The organism is Synechococcus sp. HK01-R (assembly GCF_014217855.1).
Lineage (GTDB): Bacteria > Cyanobacteriota > Cyanobacteriia > PCC-6307 > Cyanobiaceae > Synechococcus_C.
This window is the reverse complement of sequence record NZ_CP059059.1, coordinates 1,582,613-1,596,568: the sequence shown is the minus strand read 5'-3', so window position 1 is coordinate 1,596,568 and position 13,956 is coordinate 1,582,613. Positions and strand designations below refer to the sequence as shown.

Here is a 13,956-nt window from a genome sequence, read left to right as displayed (position 1 = left end):
CTGCTGGATGGCTGCGTCCCTGCTGCTCGTCCTTGGCAGCAGCCAGCTGGCCTGCCAGCAGCAACGCAGCAGTGATCGACTGACGGTGGCGAGCGCTGGACGCATCGTGTCCCTCGACCCAGCCCAGGCAAGCACCACGGGCACCCTCCAACTGCTCAGCGCCCTCGGTGACACTCTCTACCGCCGCTCAAAGAACGGGACGCTGACCCCCCAGCTGGCTGCAGCCCAACCCCAGCTCAGCGATGGGGGGCGCACGGTGGAGATCCCGCTCCGCCGGGATGTGTTGTTCCACGACGGCAGCCGCTTCGATGCCGATGCCATGGCCTTCAGCCTGCGTCGTTTTCTGCGCATCGGCACCCAGAGTTATGTAGTGGGGGATCGGATCGAGAGCATCGAAACGCCAACCCCCTTTCTGCTCAGATTGCGGCTGAGCCGTCCCTCGAGCTCACTAGAAAGCCTGCTCACCTCCCCCTACCTGACGCCGGTCTCCCCAACGGCGTACGCCGACCATCGCGATCGCTTTCTCAATGACCGCTTCATCGGCACGGGCCCCTACAAACTCACGCGCTTCAACGCCACTCAGCAGCGCCTCACGCCCTTTCCTGAGTATTGGGGCGAGACACCTAGCAATGGCGGACTTGACCTGGTCAACCTCAGCAATTCCACGGCTCTGTTCGGGGCCCTGCGCAGTGGCGAAGTGGATGTGCTGCTTTCCGATTCCATCGATGAAGACCAGCGTTTGGCCCTCGATCGGCGCGCCAAACAGGGACTGCTGCTGGAGAGCAGCGGCCCCGCTCTGACCATCGGCTACGTCACTCTGCTCAGCAATGCCCCACCGCTGCATAACCAGCTGGTACGCAGGGCTCTCGCCCACAGCCTCGACCGGGACCTGATCAGTCGCAGGGTGAGCCACGGACAACGCCAGCCCCTCCGCTCTCTGATTCCTCCGGCCCTTCGAGGGGGCGCAAGCGAACCCTGGCCCACCTATGCCCCGGCGACAGCACGCCGGTTGCTGCAACAGGCTGGCTACTGCCAGGGCAAGCCCCTCAACGTGCCCTTCACCTACCGCTCGAATGTGCCCTCCGACCGGTTGATGGCCCTCACCTGGCAGGCCCAGCTGAGGCGGGATCTGCAGGACTGCATCAAGCTCAACCTGGAGGGCGTGGAGTCGACCACGGTCTACCGTCAGCTCGGTGAAGGGGCGTTCAAAGCGGTGATGCTCGACTGGGGAGGCACCTACCCCGACCCGGAGGCGTTCCTGGTGCCCCTGCTCAGCTGCAACAGGTCGCAGGGCTCGCTTTGCGAAGCAGGCGAGGCCGTGAGCAGCGGCAGCTTCTGGACCCGCCCTGGCCTCGAGCTGGCCCTGCGTCGTAGCGACAGTCTCCTGGGCCAGCAGCGTCTGCAACAACTGGCACGGGTGGATGCCATAGCTGCTCAGGGAGCGGCCTACCTACCCGTTTGGCTGGTGACGCCAAAGGCCTGGGCCCAGACCGATCTAGACAGACCCCGGTTCGATGGAAGCGGATTGCTACAGCTCTCCCAACTCAAGAAACGCTCCGCTCAGGCGAGGGGACTCTGATGGCACGGGGTCGTGAGCTACTGCGCTACTGCGCCACACGCCTCGCCCTGGCGCCTCTCATGCTCTGGCTGATCGCCAGTCTGGTGTTTCTGCTGCTGCGAGTTGCCCCTGGCGATCCTGTCGATGCTGTGCTCGGCAGTCGAGCCCCAGCGGCAGCCAAGGCCTTGCTCCGCCAACGCTTGGGGCTCGACCTACCCCTCAGCCATCAATACCTCGACTTTCTTCAAGGTCTCCTCCACGGCGACCTGGGCCAGGCGCTGATCAACCAGGAACCAGTGGGGCAGATCATTGCCAAGGCGCTGCCCGCCAGCCTGGAACTCAGTCTCACCGCCCTACTGATCGCGGCCGTGAGCGGCCTGGCCGTTGGCTTCAGCGGCATTGCCCGCCCCGAGGGGAAGCTCGATCTCGCCGGACGCTTTTACGGGATCGGCACCTATGCACTTCCACCCTTCTGGGTGGCGATGCTGGTGCAGCTGCTGTTTGCCGTGATCCTGGGATGGCTGCCGGTGGGCGGCCGCTTCCCCCCCAGCCTTGTGCCACCGAGCGGCAGCGGTTTTCTGATCCTCGACAGTCTCAGCAGTGGCAATTGGGCAGCGCTGCAGGGCGCCCTGCGCCACCTGGTGTTACCCGCCTGCACCCTTGGGTTGTTGCTCAGTGGCGTGTTCACCAACGCCCTGCGCCTGAACCTGCGCCGTGCCCTTCGCTCCGATTACGTGGAAGCGGCCCGCAGTCGCGGGCTGAGCGAAGCACAGGTGGTGCTGCGGCACGCCCTGCCCAATGCCCTCTTGCCCGTCCTCACCATCGCCGGAATCACTGTGGCCTCGCTGATCGGTGGCGCCCTGCTGATCGAAGTGACCTTCTCTTGGCCGGGGATCGCCCTGCGTTTGCAGGAAAGCATCAACCAGCGCGATTACCCGGTGGTGCAAGGGATTGTGGTGGTCGTGGCTGCCCTGGTGGTGATGGTGAGCGTGCTGGTGGATCTTCTGGTGGCGCTGCTGGATCCGAGGGTTCGCTACTGAGCGAGCAAACGGGCTGCACCACCGCGATCGAGTCGATGCAGATGCAGCTCACCAATCCGGCGATGCAGGACCCTGGTCTCTGCTGGCGGCGCTGAGGGCAACGCTGGTCCCTCCAGCTGATCGAGAAAGCTGATGATCTCCGCTTCCAGAAGGGCCTGCACCTGAAGCGGCTGCACCCCCACCAGCTCTTCCCCGAGCTGGAACAGATCCTCACCCCGGCCACCTCCAGCCTGACCCTCCACCCGCACCGGTGAGAAGTGGCTCGCTCCCTGCACGAGCGCAGCGCGACTGGCGGGGTGGGGAGACACGGCGAGCATCAACCCCAGCTGCTCGCTCTGGGGAGGGGTAATCAGATCGAGGGTGCCCCCGGTCAAAAGCACAGGCACCGCCACATCAATGGGGCGATCCCGGGGCCAGAGCAGACTCCCGAAACTGTTCATGCCGATCACCCCCACCAGCTCCCTGGGAGGGGTCAGCTGGGGGAGACGCACATCCTCCACTTGGCACTGGAGCAAACGGGAAAGATTGCCAAGGGGCAAACCATCCAGGGCCACGGCACAACGACGCTGCAACCCTGGCTGGGGTTGCGCCCCGGCAGCCAGCAGGGCGGTGAGGGCACCAAGGGAGTGACCACCGAGGACCAACTGCTGACCGGGCAACTGAAGGCTCCCCTCCCGGCGTGCCATGAGCACGGCCTCGAGGTCCCGGAGCCGATCCGGCAACACCTCAGCGCCCGGTGGAGAACGACGGCCATCGAGCAGCGCCTGCACGGCGTCGGCGTCGCTGCCGGGATGCTCCAGCACCAGCACCGGCCAGCCACGGGCACTGAGATCACGGCCGAGCCAACGGAAATGGTCAGGGCTGCCACCCAACCCCGGCATCCACACCAACCAGGACTGTCGTTGGGGCGCACCAGGACTGGCAGGCCAGATCTGCAACCTGAGCGGACGGGAGCGGTGGGGCACCGTGAGCAGCTGGAGTTCGGGATCGGGAGCCTGGCCAGCCGCCAGGGCACTGCCCCCGTCAATGGTTCCGACGTCGCTAACTCGCTCTTCGGCCTGCTCCACAGACTCGCTGGAGAGACGTCGGACGAGCTGCTGCTGACGCTCCAGCTGCTGACGCCACTGGCTGGCCACCTGCAGCAGAGCATCGAGGTCAAGCTGCACCCGCTCGGCGGGCAGCGCCTCAAGCAGATCAAGACTGCTGACCTGCTCCTGACGCTCCAGGAGCATCTCCAGAGTCGTCAGGACAGTGATGCCCTGGCTGTCTTCATCAACACGGACGATGTCGGCCACTTCATCGAGCAGGCGACGGCCGGCCCAACTGCCGAGCATCTGACGGGCCATGCTCCGGTCATTGATCAAGGGGGCCTTCAGCAGGGCCAGAACGCCTTCACGGCTCTCAGGTTCCAGCAGGTTCAGCCAGATCGCCAGTTCACTCGTACTGCGCCCGTTAGCCCGCACCCAGGCCACCAGATCAGTGATCTGAAAGGGTATCGACATACCGTCGAGCTGCACTTGCAGCTGCTCCGCGGCGCGTAGCGGACGCAGGAACGTCGGGGAAAGCAGCAGACTGGCCAGCAGTCCAACGCCCAACCACTGTTGAGGAAATCGTCCTGTTGAGCGTCGTCGCAAGGCCAAGGCCCTTGAACTGGTGGCACCAGTTTCCCGCAGCACTGCAGGAACTGGCAGTGATTCGCTGGATCGCCTCGCTCGGGGCTGGTGGCGTGATCTACATGACACCGATCATTTTTCACCAGGTGGACCTCTCGGCCAGCCAGGTGGGACAGGGGCTTGCGGCTTCCGCCCTGATCGGAACCGTGGCCAGACTCCTCAGCGGACTCATGCTCGACCGCGGGCTGAGCTGCTCCTGGCCGGTGAGGGCCGCAGCATTGCTGGCCCTGATCGCCGATCTGGTACTGCTGCAGGCCCACGGATTTGAGGGCTACGTGAGTGGCCAGCTGTTAATCGGCGTTGCCGCGGGGTTCTACTTCCCAGCGATCGAACTGGCCGTCCCACTCAGCACAGGCTCCTTCCCCTCCAGCCGGGGCTACGCCCTGGCCCGCAGTGCTGACGCCCTTGGGGTTGCGATGGGTGCCCTGACGGGAGCAGTGCTTGCCGGCCTGGGCCTGATCCGAGGTGTGTTTCTGGTGGAAGCGGCCGCGGTGCTGGCGATGCTGACCCTGCTGGCCTGGAGACCTCTCCCCGATGGTCGTGATGCCCTGCTGCATCCCCAGGGCACTGAGAGGCCTCTCCTCAAGGAGCCGGCCGCCAGCGCCGGTGGACGCTGGCTTCTGCCCCTGCTGCCGGTGCTGGCCTTGAGCATCGTGGCCACAGGCATGATCGCCCTGATGCAAAGCGCTCTGCCCCTCGACCTGGTGCGCGGTGGTCTGGAGCGCCCCGCCCTGAGCGAAGCCTGGAGCGGCGGATTGATTGCCCTTCAGCTGAGCCTGCTGGTGGTGCTGCAGTGGCCGGTCGGCAACTGGGTGGCGCGCCGCAGCCTCCGTTTCGGGCTGGGCCTTGGCCTCGTGAGCTTTGCGGTGGGCTGCTTACTGCTGGCTGGCTCCGCGCTATGGAGCGGTGGCGTCAGCCTGATCCCCCTGGCGGTGCTTCCCGTCGCCTTCGGTGAAGCAGCCTTTCTGCCGACAGCGGCCGAAGCAATGGTTGAAGAAACGCCATTGCAGCATCGCGGCCTGGCGATGGCCCTCTTCTCCCAGTGCTTCGCGATCAGCGCCACCGGTGCCCCTCTCATCGCCGGCACCCTGCTCGACTCCCAGGGGCACGGCCTGGTGCTCTGGCTCCTCATGGCCCTGATCTGCGTCTGCAGCACCCCGCTGCTCAAGAGCGTCAGGCCTCGCTATACAGCGGGTCTGGCGGCGATTCCTCTGCCCCTGGAGACCGATGAGCAAAGCCCGGGAACTGCTGCGCTCCGTGCGCAACATGACCATCCTTCGGGAGCTGGCCCGGACGGATGGGGGGCTGGACAGCGTCGCTGATCTGGTCGACAACTTCATCGACAGCCAAGCGATGGAGCTCTGCATCGAACGCTTCAGGGCCCTGCCGGGCGGTCGCGAACTCCTCGAACAGCGCTACCCACCCTTCCAGCCGGACGTGGACGCCCTGGAGCGGTTGCCGGAAGGCAGTCTTGGCCGCGCCTATGCCGGCATGATCCGGCGGCTCAACTACGACCCGGAGTTCTTCCGACCGCGGGACACGAGCACAGAAGCGCTCTGGCTGACCCAGCGGATCGCGACCACCCACGATCTGCATCACGTGGTGGCAGGTTTCAACACGGAAGCTGCAGGCGAATCCGGGGTTCTGGCGATCACCGCCACCCAGATCGGCTTCCCGGCCTTCGTGCTTCTCAACCTGCTTTCGGGCTTCCGAGCCTTCCGCCTCCAGCCCAAAGAGCTGGAAAGCATCAGCAGGGCGATCGCCCATGGCAGCCGCATCGGCCTCGAGGCAGCCCCTCTGGTGACCCAGAAATGGGAGGAAGGCTGGGACAAACCCCTTCAGCAATGGCGTGAAGACTTAGGCCTCCGAATTGCTGAGGGAGAGCCCTTCAGCGCCGTCTACTGAATCACCGAGGGCGACGAGCCACGCTGAAGGCGATGGCGCAACTTGGCTTGCAGCACAAAGACCGCTGGCACCAGGGTGACCAAATTGGCAGCGATCACCGGCCCATTGCCCGTCAGCAGCCCGAAGAGCGCCCAGGTGGCCAGCCCAAGGGTGAACAGGCCGTACATCGACAGAGAGATCGAGCGAGTGTCATTACTGCGCAAGGTTTTGAGCGCCTGCGGAAAAAAACTGAAGGTGGTGAGCAGCGCCGCCAGATAACCGATCGCGTCAACAGACATGCCCAATGAGCCACAGGGCTCCATACAGTTCCGCCAGTCTTGTCTCAATGAGGACGCACGTCATGGCCATTCGACGCTGCCAGGGGCTGCTCAGCGCCGCAGGCCTCAGCCTGACGCTGGCCGCCCCACTTCCGTCCGCAATCTTTGCTGGCGAGAGTCCCCAGGAGATCCGGAAAGCCCTGGTAGGCCTGGCCGCCTATGCGGGTTGCAAGGAGCGCCATGCCGGCTACAGCGCCGAACGCGCCCAGCGCATCATCAGCAGCGGCATCGCCAACAACGGTTGGCAGTCACAGGCCGACTGGCTCCGCTCCCCTCAGGCTCTGCGCGTGGTGGCCCTCACCACCGACGCCATGAACAAAAGCTGCGATGACTTTGATCAGAACAGCAAAGATTTCGTGCCGGCGATGCAGGCGATCGACGCCCTATGAGGCAATCGGCAGGGAGACCCGGTGAAGCGCTAGGGGTTCAAACATTAAAGAGAAACTCCATCACATCCCCTTCCGCCACCACATAGTCCTTCCCTTCACTCCGTAGCCAGCCCTTGTTGCGGGCTTCAGCCAGCGAACCGGCCTCCAGCAGCTTCTCCCAGCCAATCGTCTGCGCCCGAATGAAGCCCCGCTCGAAATCGGTATGGATCACCCCGGCGGCCTGGGGAGCGGTCATGCCCGCACGGAAGGTCCAGGCACGGGTCTCCTTCTCACCCGTCGTGAAGTAGGTGCGCAGACCCAGCAATCGGTAGGTGGCCCGGATCAGGCTCTGCAACCCGCCTTCGCTCACTCCGAGCCCCTCGAGGTAATCGCTGCGCTCCTCATCCCCGAGCTCAATCAGCTCGGCTTCCACCTGGGCAGAGATGCGTACGGTTTCTGCACCCTCCTGCTGGGCCAACGCCACCACCTCCTCGCAGAAACTGTTCCCCGCGGAAAGGTCGTCTTCACTCACATTGGTGGCATAAATAATCGGCTTAGCGGTGAGCAGACCAAGGGGCTTGATCATGGCGGCCTCCTCATCGCTCAGCGGCACGCTGCGTGCGGCTCCCCCCTGCTCGAGCACCTCTTGGATCCGTTCCAGAGCGGCGTCTTCCACCTGCGCCTCTTGACTGGTGCGCATCTGCTTCTTGAGCCGTTCGCGGCGCTTCTCGATCTGGGACAGATCAGCCAGCCCCAACTCCAGGTTGATCACCTCCGCATCCCTGGCCGGCCCCACGGAACCCGATACATGAATGACATCGTCATCCTCGAAGCAGCGGACCACATGCACAATCGCGTCCACTTCGCGGATGTTGGCGAGGAACTTGTTGCCCAGGCCCTCACCCTGGCTGGCTCCCTTCACCAAACCGGCGATGTCGACGAACTCCATCCGGGTGGGAATCAACTCCTTGCTGCTGCTCAGATCTGACAGTTGCTGCAAGCGTGGATCAGGCACCGCAACAGTGCCCACGTTGGGTTCGATCGTGCAGAAGGGAAAATTGGCAGCCTGCGCCTGCGCATTGGCGACCAACGCGTTGAACAGGGTGGACTTGCCGACATTGGGCAGCCCGACGATTCCGGCTTTAAGCATGGGCGGGAATCTACCTGCGGCCCACAGCGGACCACTGCTGTTCAGAGAACAGTCACCCCAACAACACGCGCGCAGACCACAGCAAGACCGCCAGCCAGCGAGACTGGTCGCAATTGCGTCTGTGGGGCATGGCCACCACCAACCGCCCGCCCCGCACCTCACCTCAGGAGCTGGGTTTGCCTCGTCTCATCCCACTCAGTGGCCTTCAACGCCATCGACGCCGCACCGTTGCCGTGATCGCAGGGGTGGTGCTGATTGCCGGTGGCGCCAGCATCTGGACCCTGGGTCCCGGCCGCAACCGAACCCGAAACCTCACGCCTTACACGGTGAGTGCCGAACGGGGCTCGTTACCCGGGGTGGTCACCGCCAGTGGCGAACTGGAGGCGGTACGTCGCGTGAATGTGAGCCCCAAGCAGCAAGGGCGCCTGGAAGCGCTTTTCGTGGAAGAAGGCGACTCGGTCAAACAAGGCCAAGTACTCGCCCGCATGGACAGCGGCGACTACCGCGACCGGCTCGACGAGTTAATGGCCCTCGAACGCCAGGCCAAGGCTGATTACGACGCCAAAGCCGCGGATTATGCGCGCCAGCAATCGCTTTTTGCCAGCGGTGCCATCAGCCGTGCGGACGTGGACGACATCCGAGCGGCTTACCTCTCCAGCAAGGCGGCCCTGGCTGCTGCACGAGAGCGAATCCAACAACGCCAGGTGGAGGGTGGAGAGCTCCTGATCCGCGCCCCTTTCAGCGGCGTAATCACCCAGCGTTATGCCGAGCCCGGCGCCTTCGTCACCCCCACCACAACCGCCTCCGCAACCGCCGGCGCGACCAGCTCCTCAATCGTTGAGCTCTCCCAGGGGCTCGAAGTGGCCGCGAAGGTGCCAGAAAGCGATATCGGTCGCATCCGGATCGGCCAGGACGCCATCGTGCGTGTGGATGCATTCCCCGATCAGCGGTTCAACGCACGGGTGCGCGACATTGCACCTCGCGCCGAAAAACTCGACAACGTCATCTCCTTCGAAGTGGAGCTCGATCTCCTCAACCCACCTCCCCGACTGCGGATCGGGATGACAGCAGATGTGGACTTCCAGACTGGCCGCACGGCGATCAGCACCCTGGTGCCCACGGTGGCCATCGTGACCGAGAACGGCAAGCCGGGTGTGTTGCTCGTCGGCAAAAACGATCAGCCCCAATTTCAAGCGGTAGAGCTCGGTGCGAGCAGCGGCAGCCAAACGGCCATTCTCAATGGCGTTCAACCGGGATCCAAGGTGTTCATCGATCTGCCCCCCTGGGCCAAAAAGCGCGACTGACGGCGACAATGCCCCTTCTTGCCCCTGCCCGAGCACACCGTGACATCTGAGGGAAAGGATCGACCGCTGCTGCTTCTGGTGGACGGCCATTCCCTGGCCTTCCGAAGCTTCTACGCCTTCACCAAGGGTGGTGAGGGTGGTCTTGCCACCAAAGATGGACTGCCCACCAGCGTCACCTACGGCTTCCTCAAAGCCCTCCTGGACAACTGCAAGGGGTTAAAACCCACGGGCGTGGCGATTGCCTTCGACACGGCTGAACCCACGTTTCGCCATGTGGCAGACGCCAACTACAAGGCGCACCGGGATGTGGCCCCCGACGTGTTCTTCCAGGATCTGGAGCAGCTGCAGGTGATCCTGCGCGAACAGTTGCGTCTGCCCCTTTGCCTGGCCCCGGGCTACGAGGCCGATGACGTGCTCGGCACCCTGGCGAATCGCGCCGCAGGCGATGGCTGGCGCGTGCGAATCCTCAGCGGCGACCGAGACCTGTTCCAGCTGGTGGATGACCAGCGCGACATCGCAGTGCTCTACATGGGCGGTGGCCCATATGCCAAAAACAGCGGCCCCACGTTGATCGACGAAGCCGGCGTGGAGGCGAAGCTGGGCGTGCATCCCACCTCCGTGGTGGACCTGAAGGCCCTCACAGGCGATAGCTCCGACAACATCCCCGGAGTGAAGGGCGTCGGCCCCAAGACCGCCATCAATCTGCTCAAGGAAAACGGCGACCTCGATGGCGTCTACCGGGTGCTGGAGGAAGTGGAGGCCGAAGGGGCGAAAGCCAGCCGAGGTGCCATCAAGGGTGCCCTGAAGGGCAAGCTCAGCGCCGATCGCGACAACGCTTACCTCTCGCGCAAACTGGCGGAGATCCTTGTGGACATTCCCCTGCCAGAGGATCCTGAGCTCGATCTGGGCACGGTGGATGCCGAAACGCTCACCACCCGCCTGAAAGAGCTTGAGCTCAACAGCCTGGTCCGCCAGGTGCCCACTTTCGTGGCGACCTTCTCAAGCGGCGGCCTGACGGCGAATGGCCATCTGCTGGAGACAACGGAGCATTCCTCAAAACCCTCCGTCAACTCCAGCCCCCCAGTCGACACAGTGCCCGACAGCAACACGGCTGCGGCTGTCGACGGAGCCAGCCTCCCGGCCCTAGCCCCCCAGCTGATCACCAGCCCGGCACAACTCAGCGCCCTGATCGAGCGACTGATGGCCTGCCGCACCCCCGAAGCCCCGGTGGCCCTCGACACCGAGACCAGTGACCTGAACCCGTTTAAAGCCCAATTGGTCGGGATCGGGGTCTGCTGGGGAGCTGAACTCAGCGACCTGGCCTACATCCCGGTGGGACACACCCCGCCTACAGAACCCGGCCTCGACATTGACAACAGCCTCGACATTGCCAACAGCCCCGAGAGTTCCAAAAGCCTCCAACAGCTGCCGCTTGAAACGGTGCTCGAGCAACTGGCACCGTGGCTGGCCAGCCCCGAGCATCCCAAGGCCCTCCAGAACGCCAAATATGACCGTCTGATCCTGTTGCGCCATGGCCTCCCCCTTGGCGGCGTGGTGATGGACACCCTGCTGGCGGACTATCTACGTGATGCAGCGGCTAAGCACGGCCTTGATGCGATGGCCGAGCGCGACTACGGCTTCCGCCCCACGCTATTCAGCGATCTGGTGGGCAAGGCAAAGGAGGGGAAGGCCAGCTGCTTCGCGGACGTCCCCGTCGATCAGGCCGCCCTTTACTGCGGCATGGACGTGCACCTCACGCGACGCCTGGCCATCGATCTGCGCCACAGCCTGGAGGTGATGGGTCCCCAGCTGACCGAGCTGCTCGAGCGGGTGGAACTCCCCCTTGAGCCAGTGCTGGCGCTGATGGAGGCCACGGGGATCCGCATCGACACCCCCTATCTGGCGGAGCTCTCCTCCGAGATGGGCCAGACCCTGGAACGACTGGAAGCGGAGGCGAAGCAAGCTGCGGGAGTTGACTTCAACCTCGCCTCTCCAAAGCAGCTCGGCGAATTGCTCTTCGAGACCCTTGGCCTCGACCGCAAGAAATCGCGCCGCACGAAAACGGGCTTCAGCACCGATGCAGCCGTACTGGAGAAACTGGAAGCCGACCATCCGGTGGTCCCCCTAGTGCTGGAGCATCGGATGCTCAGCAAGCTCAAGAGCACCTACGTGGATGCCCTGCCCCAGCTGGTTGAAGCGGAAACCGCCCGCGTTCACACCGATTTCAACCAGGCGGTCACCGCCACAGGTCGACTGAGCAGCAGCAATCCCAACCTGCAAAACATCCCCGTGCGGACGGAGTTCTCCCGCCGAATCCGCAAGGCGTTCCTGCCCCAAGAAGGCTGGAAGCTGCTGAGTGCTGATTACTCCCAAATCGAGCTCCGCATCCTTACCCATCTCTCCGGTGAGGAGGTGCTGCAGCAGGCCTACCGAGATGGTGATGACGTGCATGCACTCACGGCCAGAGTGCTGCTCGACAAACCCGAGGTGAGCAGCGATGAGCGCCGCCTGGGCAAGACCATCAATTTCGGGGTGATCTACGGCATGGGTGCCCAACGGTTCGCGCGGGAAACCGGCGTGAACCAGGCGGAAGCCAAGGAGTTCCTCAGCAAATACCGGCACCGTTATCCGAAGGTGTTTGCCTTCCTGGAACTCCAGGAGCGTCTGGCGCTGAGTCGCGGCTACGTCGAGACAATCCTGGGCCGGCGCCGGCCCTTCCACTTCGATCGCAATGGGCTCGGCCGACTGCTTGGCAAGGATCCACTGGACATCGATCTCGATGTGGCACGGCGGGGAGGCATGGAGGCGCAGCAGCTGCGCGCCGCCGCCAACGCACCGATTCAAGGCTCCAGCGCCGACATCATCAAACTGGCCATGATTCAGCTGCAGACCGCTTTAGACCAACAAGGGTTACCGGCACGCCTGCTGCTGCAGGTGCACGACGAACTCGTGCTGGAGGTGGATCCCTCGGCCCTGGACAGCGTGCGCACCCTCGTCGTGCAGACCATGGAAAACGCCCTGCAGCTGAGCGTGCCACTCCTGGTGGAAACCGGCGTGGGCGCGAATTGGATGGAGGCGAAGTAAGCCCCACGCCGTAGCCTCCCCCCAGCCCACTGCGCTTGCCCTGTGCCCCTGCGGTTCACCAACACTCTCACCCGCCGCACGGAAACCTTCCAGCCGCTGAGGGAGGACCAGGTGAGCATTTACTGCTGCGGTGTGACGGTCTACGACCTCTGCCATTTGGGCCATGCCCGCAGCTACATCAACTGGGACGTCCTGCGTCGCTATCTGATCTGGCGTGGGTATGCGGTGACCTTCGTGCAGAACTTCACCGACATCGACGACAAGATTCTCAAACGCGCAGCCGAAGAAAACAGCTCGATGGATGCGGTGAGCGAGCGCAACATCGCGGCTTTCCATACCGATATGGATGCCCTCGGGATTCTGCGGCCCGACCGCATGCCCCGGGCCACCCGCTGCCTCGATGGCATCCGCGCCTTCATCAGTGAGCTTGAGGCCAAAGGAGCCGCTTATTCCGCTGATGGTGATGTGTATTTCGCTGTGATGAAACACGCCGGATACGGCAAGCTCAGCGGCCGCGATCTCAGTGAACAACAGACCAATGCCGACGGCCGCGTCGCCGATGCCGAAGAAGCCCGTAAGCAACACCCCTTCGATTTCGCCCTCTGGAAGGGCGCCAAAACCGACGAACCCAGCTTCCCCTCACCCTGGGGCGAGGGGCGACCGGGCTGGCACATCGAGTGTTCAGCGATGGTGCGGGAGGAATTGGGGGAGACGATCGACATTCACCTGGGTGGCGCCGACCTGGTCTTCCCCCACCACGAGAACGAGATCGCGCAATCGGAGGCTGCCACCGGCAAGGAGCTGGCCCAGGTGTGGCTGCACAACGGCATGGTGAACGTGGGGGGCGAAAAGATGAGCAAGTCGCTGGGTAACTTCACCACCATCAGGGCCCTGCTGGAGAGCGGAATCTCCGCCATGACCCTGCGTCTGTTCGTCTTGCAGGCCCACTACCGCAAACCGCTCGACTTCACAGCGGAAGCACTGGAGGCGGCCACCACAGGTTGGAAGGGTCTCAACGCTGCCCTCGGGCTGGGCGAACACCATGCTTCCAGCCTGGGATGGCGGGAGCCCGCGCCCCTGCCGGAGGGAGCGATCACGATCGAGCAGATCCCCGGTCAGATGACGTTCTCAGATGAGCCGTTGCTGGGCGCACGCCAACGCTTCATCGACGCCATGGACGATGACCTCAACAGTTCAGGCGCTCTGGCCGTGCTGTTCGACCTTGCCAGACCCCTGCGCGGGCTTGCCAATCGCCTTGATCGCGGTGACATTCCCGAGCAAACCGATGACGAGCAGCCCCTTTTGGAGCAGCGCTGGTTGTTGTTGCGGGAGCTTGCCGGGGTGCTCGGATTGCGCTCGGAGGCATCGGGGCTGGAGCCTGAAGATGCCGAATCCTGCGACCCCAGCGCCATCGAAGCGGCGATTGCCGCTCGTCAGGCAGCGAAACAGGCCAAGGATTTCGCCGAAGCCGATCGGATCCGCGCCGAACTGACGGGCCAAGGGATCGAGCTCATCGATAAGCCGGGTGGCGTTACTGAATGGCGACGCTGCTGAGGA

Annotated in this window: 11 protein-coding genes; 8 read left to right on the top strand and 3 right to left on the bottom strand. The window is 64.0% G+C overall.

Annotated features, from left to right (window positions below):
* The first annotated feature begins 7 nt into the window (after positions 1–7).
* Positions 8–1,579 (top strand): ABC transporter substrate-binding protein, encoded by a 1,572-nt coding sequence (locus H0O21_RS08525; RefSeq protein WP_185189368.1) that lies wholly within the window; start codon positions 8–10, stop codon positions 1,577–1,579.
* Positions 1,579–2,598 carry an ABC transporter permease gene (locus tag H0O21_RS08520; protein WP_131454401.1) on the top strand — a complete coding sequence of 340 codons (1,020 nt, stop codon included), beginning with the start codon at positions 1,579–1,581 and terminating at the stop codon, positions 2,596–2,598. Before H0O21_RS08525 ends, H0O21_RS08520 begins: the two co-directional genes overlap by 1 nt.
* Here the strand turns inward: H0O21_RS08520 and H0O21_RS08515 are convergent.
* Complete coding sequence (locus H0O21_RS08515; protein WP_255440953.1) at positions 2,592–4,193, bottom strand: alpha/beta hydrolase; 1,602 nt, start codon at positions 4,191–4,193, stop codon at positions 2,592–2,594. The genes H0O21_RS08520 and H0O21_RS08515 overlap by 7 nt on opposite strands.
* 140 nt (positions 4,194–4,333) lie before the next feature.
* Here H0O21_RS08515 and H0O21_RS08510 point away from each other — a divergent pair, with 140 nt between their 5' ends.
* A complete protein-coding gene (locus tag H0O21_RS08510) occupies positions 4,334–5,593 on the top strand; it encodes an MFS transporter (protein ID WP_370523110.1) in 1,260 nt (419 codons plus the stop codon).
* Positions 5,538–6,176, top strand: coding sequence for a Coq4 family protein (locus tag H0O21_RS08505; RefSeq protein ID WP_370523017.1), 639 nt, complete (start codon positions 5,538–5,540; stop codon positions 6,174–6,176). Before H0O21_RS08510 ends, H0O21_RS08505 begins: the two co-directional genes overlap by 56 nt.
* Here H0O21_RS08505 and H0O21_RS08500 read toward each other — a convergent pair.
* Positions 6,170–6,454, bottom strand: a complete 285-nt coding sequence (locus H0O21_RS08500; protein WP_131454402.1) for a SemiSWEET family sugar transporter — start codon at positions 6,452–6,454, stop codon at positions 6,170–6,172. The two genes, H0O21_RS08505 and H0O21_RS08500, sit on opposite strands and share 7 nt — an antisense overlap.
* A 62-nt stretch (positions 6,455–6,516) precedes the next feature.
* On the opposite strand from H0O21_RS08500, the gene H0O21_RS08495 reads away from it, so the two are divergent.
* A complete protein-coding gene (locus H0O21_RS08495; protein WP_185189365.1) occupies positions 6,517–6,882 on the top strand; it encodes a hypothetical protein in 366 nt (121 codons plus the stop codon).
* 37 nt (positions 6,883–6,919) lie between these two features.
* Here H0O21_RS08495 and ychF read toward each other — a convergent pair whose 3' ends face one another.
* Positions 6,920–8,011 (bottom strand): redox-regulated ATPase YchF, encoded by a 1,092-nt coding sequence (ychF, locus tag H0O21_RS08490; protein WP_131594741.1) that lies wholly within the window; start codon positions 8,009–8,011, stop codon positions 6,920–6,922.
* 128 nt (positions 8,012–8,139) lie between these two features.
* Here ychF and H0O21_RS08485 point away from each other — a divergent pair, with 128 nt between their 5' ends.
* The 3 genes from H0O21_RS08485 to cysS are packed head-to-tail and all read left to right on the top strand — an operon-like array spanning position 8,140 to position 13,953.
* Positions 8,140–9,315, top strand: coding sequence for an efflux RND transporter periplasmic adaptor subunit (locus H0O21_RS08485; protein WP_185189364.1), 1,176 nt, complete (start codon positions 8,140–8,142; stop codon positions 9,313–9,315).
* Positions 9,316–9,354: 39 nt separating this feature from the next.
* Positions 9,355–12,399, top strand: a complete 3,045-nt coding sequence (gene polA / locus H0O21_RS08480; protein ID WP_185189363.1) for a DNA polymerase I — start codon at positions 9,355–9,357, stop codon at positions 12,397–12,399.
* Positions 12,400–12,441: 42 nt separating this feature from the next.
* Positions 12,442–13,953, top strand: coding sequence for a cysteine--tRNA ligase (gene cysS / locus H0O21_RS08475; protein WP_185189362.1), 1,512 nt, complete (start codon positions 12,442–12,444; stop codon positions 13,951–13,953).
* The last annotated feature ends 3 nt before the right edge of the window (positions 13,954–13,956 follow it).

Bases quoted from the DNA above. Each gene is read 5' to 3' on its own strand.
- H0O21_RS08525 (WP_185189368.1), top strand. From the start codon at position 8: ATGGCTGCGTCCCTGCTGCTCGTCCTTGGCAGCAGCCAGCTGGCCTGC.
- H0O21_RS08520 (WP_131454401.1), top strand. From the start codon at position 1,579: ATGGCACGGGGTCGTGAGCTACTGCGCTACTGCGCCACACGCCTCGCC.
- H0O21_RS08510 (WP_370523110.1), top strand. From the start codon at position 4,334: ATGACACCGATCATTTTTCACCAGGTGGACCTCTCGGCCAGCCAGGTG.
- H0O21_RS08505 (WP_370523017.1), top strand. From the start codon at position 5,538: ATGACCATCCTTCGGGAGCTGGCCCGGACGGATGGGGGGCTGGACAGC.
- H0O21_RS08500 (WP_131454402.1), bottom strand. From the start codon at position 6,454: ATGTCTGTTGACGCGATCGGTTATCTGGCGGCGCTGCTCACCACCTTC.
- H0O21_RS08495 (WP_185189365.1), top strand. From the start codon at position 6,517: ATGGCCATTCGACGCTGCCAGGGGCTGCTCAGCGCCGCAGGCCTCAGC.
- ychF (WP_131594741.1), bottom strand. From the start codon at position 8,011: ATGCTTAAAGCCGGAATCGTCGGGCTGCCCAATGTCGGCAAGTCCACC.
- H0O21_RS08485 (WP_185189364.1), top strand. From the start codon at position 8,140: ATGGCCACCACCAACCGCCCGCCCCGCACCTCACCTCAGGAGCTGGGT.